At 50.2% G+C, this 5,875-nt stretch carries 4 protein-coding genes and 2 pseudogenes; 2 read left to right on the plus strand and 4 right to left on the minus strand.

All coding sequences use genetic code 11. The features are described from left to right. A pseudogene (espX5, locus tag OQV04_RS23290) lies at nucleotides 1–774 on the plus strand (T3SS effector pentapeptide repeat protein EspX5); the annotation flags it as partial. A 153-nt stretch (nucleotides 775–927) separates the two neighbouring features. Here the strand turns inward: espX5 and OQV04_RS23295 are convergent. From OQV04_RS23295 to soxR, 3 genes are all read right to left on the minus strand, one after another. Next, nucleotides 928–2,577, minus strand: coding sequence for a Na+/H+ antiporter (locus tag OQV04_RS23295; protein WP_247806631.1), 1,650 nt, complete (start codon nucleotides 2,575–2,577; stop codon nucleotides 928–930). A 150-nt stretch (nucleotides 2,578–2,727) separates the two neighbouring features. Beyond that, the gene (gene ghxP / locus OQV04_RS23300) at nucleotides 2,728–4,077 is read right to left on the minus strand and encodes a guanine/hypoxanthine transporter GhxP (protein ID WP_000106882.1); all 1,350 of its coding nucleotides are present in this window, start codon (nucleotides 4,075–4,077) and stop codon (nucleotides 2,728–2,730) included. 546 nt (nucleotides 4,078–4,623) lie between these two features. Then, nucleotides 4,624–5,088 (minus strand): redox-sensitive transcriptional activator SoxR, encoded by a 465-nt coding sequence (soxR, locus tag OQV04_RS23305; RefSeq protein WP_000412428.1) that lies wholly within the window; start codon nucleotides 5,086–5,088, stop codon nucleotides 4,624–4,626. A gap of 85 nt (nucleotides 5,089–5,173) precedes the next feature. On the opposite strand from soxR, the gene soxS reads away from it, so the two are divergent. Beyond that, complete coding sequence (gene soxS, locus OQV04_RS23310) at nucleotides 5,174–5,497, plus strand: superoxide response transcriptional regulator SoxS (RefSeq protein ID WP_000019358.1); 324 nt, start codon at nucleotides 5,174–5,176, stop codon at nucleotides 5,495–5,497. A 2-nt stretch (nucleotides 5,498–5,499) separates the two neighbouring features. Here the strand turns inward: soxS and OQV04_RS23315 are convergent. Then, nucleotides 5,500–5,799 (minus strand): annotated as a pseudogene (locus tag OQV04_RS23315) (EAL domain-containing protein); the annotation flags it as partial. Nucleotides 5,800–5,875: the final 76 nt, after the last annotated feature.

Below are 5,875 nucleotides of genomic sequence, written 5' to 3' on the forward strand. Positions count from 1 at the left end.
CTACAAAACGCTATTTTCCAGGACTGTAATATGTATAAAACGAATTTTAATTTCGCCATAATGGAAAAAATACTTTTTGATAATTGTATTCTCGATGACTCATATTTCGCTCAGATAAAAATGACTGACGGAACTCTAAATTCATGCTCCGCTATGCATGTTCAATTCTACAATGCAACAATGAATAGAGCCAATATTAAAAATACCTTCCTTGATTATTCAAATTTTTATATGGCATACATGGCTGAGGTAAATCTTTATAAAGTAATAGCGCCATATATTAATTTATTTAGAGCCGACCTTAGCTTCTCTAAACTTGATTTAATTAACTTTGAACATGCTGATCTGTCTCGTGTCAACCTGAATAAAGCAACCCTCCAGAATATAAACTTAATTGATAGCAAACTCTTTTTTACGCGGTTAACAAATACGTTCCTCGAAATGGTTATATGTACCAGCTCTAATATGGCTAATGTTAATTTTAATAATGCCAATTTAAGCAATTGCCATTTCAACTGTTCTGTTTTAACAAAAGCCTGGATGTTTAATACCCGTCTCTATCGGGTTAATTTCGATGAGGCTAGTGTCCAGGGAATGGGCATTTCCATTCTCCGTGGGGAGGAAAATATCCCCATTGATAGTGATACCCTGGTAACACTACAGAAATTCTTTGAAGAAGATTGTACCTCTCATACTGGCATGTCACAAACTGAGGATAATATTAATGCAGTCGCTATGAAGATTACTGCAGATATTATGCAACACGCAGATTGAGGTTAAGTCGAAGAACAGCCAATGAAATGACTTTAAAAGAGAGATAACTTATTTGTTTTAGAATCATGAATGTTAGCCCGAGCTAACCTGTTAAAGGTGCAAAAGATTGCACCTTTTTCAGATTACCTCGGGCCTGGTTACGTCGCTTTCGGCTTACTGATTTTCCTCAATCAACAACGCTTCAAGCAAATCGAGATCGTGCAGTAATTTTTGCAGCGTTTCGTTGCTGATCTCCCGCGTGGCGCGCAGGTGGTACAGTTCAGCACGTTCAGAACGCAATGCCGCCAGACGGAAGCGACGCTCAAGGTTCTCTTCCTGCACGGAACTTTCAACGTCGTTACGTCCATCGGCGCGACGACGCAGGTTACCAATGACGCGAGAACTGACCTCCGTAAGCAGCTGGTTATCGATATTCTCTTCGGTATCCGCCGCCAGACGCTCCTCCATTTTCTGGATCGCCACAATAGCCACTTCTGCCGTTGCCGCTCGCGCAATACGTTCCTCTTTCAATTGTTGCGAATGGTCCGCGACTTCAATGTGTTGTAGCAGAATAGGCAACATCACCACGCCGACAAACAGCGAGAAGAGAATGACACCAGCCGCCAGAAACACCAGCTCATAGCGCGCCGGGAAGACGTTACCATCCGGCAAGAGCAGCGGGATAGAGAGCACACCGGCCAGAGTGATCGCCCCACGCACCCCGGCGAAAGACGCGATCAGGATTTCTAGTGTGGTCCACGAACCAAACTCCATCGGCTTCTTCTTCAGGAAGCGGTTGCTGAACTTTTTCATCGTCCACAGCCAGCCGAAACGGACCAGCATCAGCGCCGCATATATCAGAATAATATCGGTAAACAGCATCCAGATTTCGACGTTAGGGTCGATTTCTGCTGCCATCAGCGACGTCTCCAGAATACCCGGTAGCTGCAGACCTAACAGCAGGAACACCATGCCGTTAAAAACAAATTCCAGCATCGCCCAGGTGCTGTTTGCGCGCAGGCGCATTGCCAGTGGCGCACGGCGCATCACACCGGAGCGGGTGATGGTCATCCCGGCGGCAACCGCAGCGAGGATGCCGGAAACGCCAATATGTTCGGCAATCAGATAAGAAGCGAATGGCAGCAGGAACAGCAGGACGATCTGCGTCGCGGGTTCATCACCGCCCCAGCGGCTGAGGAATCGCAGCGAGCGACCGTACAGCCAGCTAACCACAAAACCGGCGAGAATACCGCCAATGGCTACTTTCATAAATTCGACCGTCGCACCGCCGACGGTGAAGATCATCGTCCCCATCGCCACTGCTACGGCAAACTTCAACGACACCAGACCGGAGGCGTCATTCATCAACGCTTCGCCCTGCAAAATGCCCATGATTTTTTTCGGGATGCGCCCTTCGCCAACAATCCCGGAGAGCGCCACAGCATCGGTCGGAGAAAGTACCGCCGCCAGCGCAAAGGCGGGGATCAGCGGAATGCCCGGCACCACCCAGTAAATAAGGAAGCCAATGCCGACCACGGTGACCACCACCAGCGCCAGTGCGAGGCCGAAAATCTCTCGACCATGTTCGAGAAATTCACGGGTCGGCGTTTTCCAGCCATCAGCGAACAGCAACGGCGGGATAAACAAGACTAAAAAGAGTTCAGGATCAAACTCCACATGCAAACCAAACGTCGGCCACGCCAGTAGCGCACCGATGGCGATTTGCATAAGCGGAAGCGGGATCTGAAAGGGCATGACACGAGTGACCACCCCGGACAGCGAGACCACGAGGGTCATTATCAGTATGGTGAAGAAGATTTCCATGCGTTCCCTGTTTGCGATGTTTTTTATGATCTGAGAAAGACGTTATGCCTGAATTCTCATTTTTTCAGAATATCGCAAAAGCTCACACAATGTGCGGAGAAAATAAAAACGGGCAGCCATTGCCACCCGTTTTCAGAATCCGATGAAAGATTAGATAGCCCAGCCACCCGCATAGAAGGTCACCAGCGCCACGGCGATAACGACCGTACCGATGTTCAACTTGCGCCATTCGCCGGAAACCAGACGACCAATCACCAGGGTCGCGAAGCCGATCATGATGCCTGTTACGATGTTACAGGTCAGCACGATGAATACCGCCGTAACCAGACCCGCCATCGCATCAACAAAATCAGCAAAGTCGATTTTCGCCACGTTGCTCAGCATTAGCAGGCCAACGTACATCAGCGCCGGAGCCGTTGCATACCCCGGAACGAGGTAAGAAAGCGGAGAGAGGAACAGAATCAGCAGGAACAGCACGCCAACGGTGATAGCCGTCAACCCGGTTTTACCGCCCGCCGCCGTACCCGCCGCAGACTCGATGTATACCGCTGCCGGAGCTGCACCCACCAGGCCAGAGAAAACGCTGCTCATGGAGTCAGTGGTCAGTGCTTTCCCGCCGTCGATGATCTGCCCATCTTTATCCAGCAGGTTCGCCTGGCCGGCGACGGCACGGATAGTTCCGGTGGCATCAAATACTGCCGTCATCACCAGCGCCAGAACGCTTGGCAGGACTACAGGATTCAGCGCGCCCATAATGTCCAGGCTGCCAATCAGTGAATTGCCGTTTTCATCGCTCAATGAAGGCATGGCGAAAACGCCGGAGAAATGGACGTTAGGATCGAAGATCAAACCGACAATTGAGATACCGATAATGGTCAGCAGAATGCCACCAGGGACTTTCAGTTTTTCCAGGCCGATGATCACCGCCAGACCTACCAGTGACATAATCACCGGGAAGGTCGCGAAATCACCCAGCGCAACGGGCAGACCATCAAGCGGGTTTTTAATCACCAGACCGACACCGTTAGCGGCAATGAGCAGCAGGAACAGACCGATACCGATCCCCGTGCCGTGCGCCACACCGTGCGGCAAGTTGCGCAAAATCCAGCTACGGATACCCGTGGCAGAAATTACCGTAAACAGCACACCCATCAGGAACACGGCACCCAGCGCGACAGGTACGCTAATATGTTGCCCCAGCACCAGGCTGAATGCGGTAAACGCCGTCAGGGAGATGGCGCAACCAATCGCCAACGGCAGATTAGCCCACAGACCCATCACGATAGAACCGAGTCCGGCAACCAGACAGGTCGCAACGAAAACTGCCGCAGGCGGGAAGCCCGCTTTACCCAACATGCCTGGAACGACGATAACCGAGTAGACCATCGCCAGAAACGTTGTTAACCCGGCAACCACTTCCTGACGGACAGTGCTTCCACGTTGTGAAATTTTAAACCAGGCGTCGAGTGAACCGCCGGTACGCGCTGATGGCGTAGACATAAGAGAACATCCCCTGAGAGTTTAATTTTCGTCAAGATGCGTGGCGGACAATCCCCTGCCAGCGAAACGTTATCTTCCCGCTCCAGGTTTGCGACAATTTGCTGCGTCGCAAAAAAGCAAACGTTTAGCTCCGCGCATACAAAACGGGTGGTAAAAAAAAGCAAACGATTATCCGGCGATCATAGCGGCTTTTTCAACCGAAGTTTGCTGCTTTTTTCTCTTTTATTGTCTTGACGATGAAAAACCAGGCAATTGATGCGCAAACGTTATCGTCGATGCGCAAGATTGCAGCGTTATCGAGCCGTATACCGTTCAGGATTGCGATAAAAAATCGTCTGAGATGACAAAAATATTGCGGCTAAAAAGTATACTTTTACACTGGCGAAGAAACGTCGGTGACATACAATTAAAGCATCAACACCAACCGGAACCTCCACCACGTGCTCGAATGAGGTGTGTTGACGTCGGGGGAAACCCTCCTGTGTACCAGCGGGATAGAGAGAAAGACAAAGACCGGAAAACAAACTAAAGCGCCCTTGTGGCGCTTTAGTTTTGTTCATCTTCCAGCAAGCGTGCGCCGGTACCTTCTTCTCCTAAGCGGTCGCCCGGGTTACGCAACGGGCAATCACTGCGCGAAAGGCAGCCACAACCAATACATCCGTCCAGTTCGTCACGCAGCGCCACTAAGGTATGAATGCGCCGATCCAACTCTTCTCGCCATTGGGACGAAAGCTGTTTCCACTCTTTGGCACTTAACGTATGCCCTTCGGGCAACACGCCAAACGCTTCACCAATGGTCGCGAGAGGAATGCCAATACGCTGAGCAATTTTGATAATTGCGACATATCGCAACACATCACGTTTATAACGCCGCTGATTGCCGCTGTTACGGATACTGGTAATCAACCCTTTGCTTTCATAGAAATGCAGCGCCGATACCGCCACACCGCTGCGTTTCGCCACTTCGCCGGGGGTTAGCAGCGCTTTAATGCGGGGTAATTTCTTTTCCATAAATCGCTTTACCTCAAGTTAACTTGAGGAATTATACTCCCCAACAGATGAATTAACGAACTGAACACTGAAAAGAGGCAGATTTATGTCCCATCAGAAAATTATTCAGGATCTTATCGCATGGATTGACGAGCATATTGACCAGCCGCTTAACATTGATGTCGTCGCAAAAAAATCAGGCTATTCAAAGTGGTACCTGCAACGGATGTTCCGCACGGTGACGCATCAGACGCTTGGCGATTACATTCGTCAACGCCGCCTGTTACTGGCCGCCGTTGAGTTGCGCACCACCGAGCGTCCGATTTTTGATATCGCAATGGACCTGGGTTATGTCTCGCAGCAGACCTTCTCCCGCGTTTTCCGTCGGCAGTTTGATCGCACTCCCAGCGATTATCGCCACCGCCTGTAGTTTTATTGCCCGCGCGTTAACTCCCGCGCGGGTAATTGCTCCATCCATTGCATAAACACCTGCGGCGGCATCGCCTTCGCAAAGAACCATCCCTGGCAATAGCGCACGCCGCGTTTGCGCAGCCAGTTAACCTGCTCCTCCGTTTCGACGCCTTCAGCGATTGTTTTTAACCCCAGGCTGTGCGCCAGCTCGATGATATGTTCCGCAATCAAATGACTGGTTTTATGGGTGGTCAGCGTCTCAACAAACGATTTGTCGATTTTCAAAATATCGACATTCAATGATTTAAGGTTATGCAAGTTAGGTGATGCTGCCAACTTACTGATTTAGTGTATGATGGTGTTTTTGAGGTGCTCCAGTGGCTTCTGTTTCTATCAG

It is taken from the genome of Escherichia sp. Lx600-2 (assembly GCF_036662595.1).
Lineage (GTDB): Bacteria > Pseudomonadota > Gammaproteobacteria > Enterobacterales > Enterobacteriaceae > Escherichia > Escherichia coli.